This is a genomic window from Flavobacterium sp. (assembly GCF_044341185.1).
Taxonomy (GTDB): Bacteria; Bacteroidota; Bacteroidia; order Flavobacteriales; family Flavobacteriaceae; genus Flavobacterium.
The window spans coordinates 1-2,775 of record NZ_JBIISE010000067.1 but is presented as its reverse complement, the minus strand read 5'-3'; the positions used below and the strand labels follow the sequence as shown (position 1 = coordinate 2,775).

The window sequence follows — 2,775 nt, the reverse complement described above, 5'->3', positions numbered from 1 at the left end:
TCCATTTCGAATTCGTCTTCAAATTTTTGCATGAAATGACAATGCCAATGCAAACGTGAAACAAAATTTAGAATGGCGCGTTTGTTTTTGGACGCTTCATAATGCTGATTCGTATATTGATAAATCATTCGCATACTAATATTCCCATACGTTAGATATGGCGACAAGCGACTGCAGCCTTTTCTACTCAAAGCCGGTTTTGAAATGTGTTTGCTATAATTGACATAGCGCTCTTTTACAAAACTATCCAGATATCGCCACGCCCAATATTCGCCACCTCGTTGGAAATTTTTGTTAGGAGTAGTGATTTCAGTTGATAAATCTGATCCTTTTATTTGGTTGTAAAAATCGGAATCTAATTGTATTGTTTTTAAATCGGATTCATTTATAATTTTTGGGGTATCACGCATTACTTGTTCCCAGCGTTTGTCCCAATTTTGTCTTGATTTTAATTTGCGAATGACACCGTGCATTTGAAATTCTTTCCAAACTATATCATTTGAATCAAAAAATGCTTTCATTTCCAAGTCGCGGTCATACGTCACTTTATTTCCAATTTCTTGATGCGAAAAAATGGTTTTAACTTCAAAATTTTGAATTAATTCTGAAAATACGTTCTTAACTTCATTATGAAAAAAATAAATTTTTGCGTTAAATGGTTGAAGTTTTTTATTCAAATCCTGAATGGATTCGTATATAAATCGCCAATGTCGAACATCTGAATCGTCATACTTCATTACAGATGGTTCGAAAATATAAAGTAGCACTAAAGGCAAATCAGATTGGTGAGCACAAAAAAGTGCTTCGTTGTCAACCAAACGAAGGTCACGTTTAAACCATACAATATTGGTTGCTTTTTTTGTCAAAATTAAATTAGTGAAGTAATTATTTTGTCAGATTTAGCATAACTCAATCTTGAAATTTGCGTAGTTTTGTGATAACTATCCAGTCCAGAACAAGTTATAGATTCTGCTTTTTCAATATCAAGGAAACCATCTTTTTGCAAACAGTTTTCTGGAAAATAAACGTCTATCACTTCACCAATTATTAGAACGGTATTATTGATAGAAAGCGTGACTTTTTCTTTAAATTCAAGTGCTAATTTTACGTTACTTTCTTTTACAAAAGGCGCAAAAAAGTTATTTTTAAATTCAGGTGTTAATCCAGTTTCATCAAATTCTGAGCAATCTCTATCGTACCTTGCTGAGGTTTGATGGGCTTGTTTGTGAATTTTTTCATTGATGTGATTAATAGTGTAAAAACCAGTTTCTAAAATGTTTTCAAGAGTATGACGTGCTACAACTCCCGGACGAAACACCATTCCAAATAAAGGCGGATTACTTCCAATATGTAAAATAGAATCTACGATGGCTAAGTTGGTTTGATTTTTACTGTTTTGTGTTCCAATCAATCCTAAACTTTTAAAACCACCTATGCTGTTTGCAAAATGAACACGTTCTTGTTTTTCCATGTTCATAATTTCGTCATGGGTAATATGTTTTACTAAATTTTCACCCATTTTTTATCACTATTTAGTTGAAAGGTTCCAATATGTTCTTTATTCCATTCGTTTGGTGGAATTAACGATAGAAAGTGACTACCTTCATTACCTACATATAAATGATAAATTTCTCCAATAACAGGTTCAAATGAAAATTTTGAATTGTAAATCATTTCATTCCATTCAAATTCTTCTATTAAATTTTGATATTGCAGTTTTAATTCATTGAATTTATTTTCAAATTCTTTATTTACATTTCTAACGCCTCGGCCTTTCCATGCGGCTACATCATCAACTTTAATAATCGGTGCGCCAACACTTGTTGCGTAGGGTAAAAAACTTGCATTGTATCCTTTTTCATCCGTATAAACTATATTATCAGGCTTTTTGTTTTCCATTTTTTACTTTTATCTTTTTGAAATTTTATTGTTTGAAATTGCTCTTTGTAATTTGCACTTAAATCGGTCAATACCTTCTACACGTTTTGCGGCATGTTTGGTCTTGCAATTTTCAACACGTTGACGCCAAAGTTTGTAACTTGAGAATTTTAATTCTTTTTTCATTAATGCTTTTACATCAGCTTCAGCTAATCCAAATTGAAATTTTATGGCATCAAATGGCGTTCTGTCTTCCCACGCCATCTCGATAATTCTATCTATGGCAATGTCGTCTAATTCTGTTTTTTGAGCAATTGGCATTTTTTGTTTAATTATAATTAAAAAAGAATAAACAAAATTAAGTAGAATAATTTGATTTTCAATACAGAAATAGAATAAAAAAATCCGTTACTTAAATTAAAGTAACGGATTTCATATTTTATTAATAATAATTTAAAAAAGTAAAGCTACTTGTTCATTTACAAATTCTAAAAAACGTTCATCTGCTTCTGTAAATGGATCGATTATATGACTGTCAATATCTATTTGTCCAATATTTATACCGTTTACAAATAAAGGCACCACAATTTCAGATTTTACAGTAAAGCTACAAGCAATATAATTATCCTGAGCAGAAACGTCGGGAACCACAAAGTTAGCATTGCTTTCTGCTACTTGTCCGCAAATACCTTTTCCAAACGGAATAACTGTATGATCGGTTTCAGCCCCAACATAAGGGCCAAGATGTAATGTTTTGGTTTCGTGATTTGCAAAATAAAAACCAACCCAATTGTAATATGAAATGGAATCTTGTAATAATTGACAAATACGAATTAGCTTTTCATCTCTATTTTCATTACTGTTAATGATGTTTTTTACTTCTGATTTTATATTTTC

5 protein-coding genes are annotated in these 2,775 nt (G+C 31.2%); all 5 read right to left on the bottom strand.

Going from position 1 to position 2,775, the window contains the following annotated elements; all coding sequences use genetic code 11:
• The coding region (locus ACIQZ1_RS09615) for a deoxyribodipyrimidine photo-lyase (protein WP_396160848.1) at nucleotides 1–866 on the bottom strand (866 nt) is incomplete at its 3' end.
• 2 nt (nucleotides 867–868) lie between these two features.
• On the bottom strand, nucleotides 869–1,519 hold the full coding sequence (locus ACIQZ1_RS09610; RefSeq protein ID WP_396160846.1) for a flavin reductase family protein: 651 nt from the start codon (nucleotides 1,517–1,519) through the stop codon (nucleotides 869–871).
• Nucleotides 1,504–1,899, bottom strand: coding sequence for a DUF2452 domain-containing protein (locus tag ACIQZ1_RS09605; RefSeq protein WP_396160844.1), 396 nt, complete (start codon nucleotides 1,897–1,899; stop codon nucleotides 1,504–1,506). The genes ACIQZ1_RS09610 and ACIQZ1_RS09605 overlap by 16 nt, the downstream gene beginning before the upstream one ends.
• Before the next feature lie 9 nt (nucleotides 1,900–1,908).
• A complete protein-coding gene (locus ACIQZ1_RS09600; protein ID WP_396160842.1) occupies nucleotides 1,909–2,199 on the bottom strand; it encodes a TIGR03643 family protein in 291 nt (96 codons plus the stop codon).
• Nucleotides 2,200–2,331: 132 nt separating this feature from the next.
• Nucleotides 2,332–2,769, bottom strand: coding sequence for a GAF domain-containing protein (locus ACIQZ1_RS09595; RefSeq protein ID WP_396160850.1), 438 nt, complete (start codon nucleotides 2,767–2,769; stop codon nucleotides 2,332–2,334).
• Nucleotides 2,770–2,775 lie beyond the last annotated feature (6 nt).